This is a genomic window from Enterobacter sp. UNJFSC 003 (assembly GCF_036903355.1).
In the GTDB taxonomy this organism is placed as follows: Bacteria; Pseudomonadota; Gammaproteobacteria; order Enterobacterales; family Enterobacteriaceae; genus Enterobacter.
In genome coordinates this window covers 1-236 of sequence record NZ_JBAKHK010000355.1, presented here as the reverse complement: position 1 = coordinate 236, position 236 = coordinate 1, and the positions used below count along the sequence as shown (strand labels likewise).

General features: G+C 57.2%; 1 protein-coding gene. It reads left to right on the top strand.

What is annotated here, in order from left to right; genetic code table 11:
* On the top strand, positions 1–236 hold a 236-nt coding region (gene selD / locus V5P19_RS24520; protein ID WP_334408112.1), incomplete at both ends, for a selenide, water dikinase SelD.

The following is a 236-nucleotide window of genomic DNA, read 5'->3' as shown; positions in this document are numbered from 1 at the left end:
AATCCTTTCGATTTTGGCCGCATTGCGGCGACTAACGCCATCAGCGATATCTTCGCGATGGGGGGCAAACCGATTATGGCGATTGCGATCCTCGGCTGGCCGATTAACAAACTTTCCCCGGAAATTGCCCGCGAAGTGACCGAAGGTGGACGCTATGCATGTCGTCAGGCGGGTATTGCGCTGGCTGGCGGTCACTCCATCGATGCGCCGGAGCCGATTTTTGGTCTGGCGGTAAC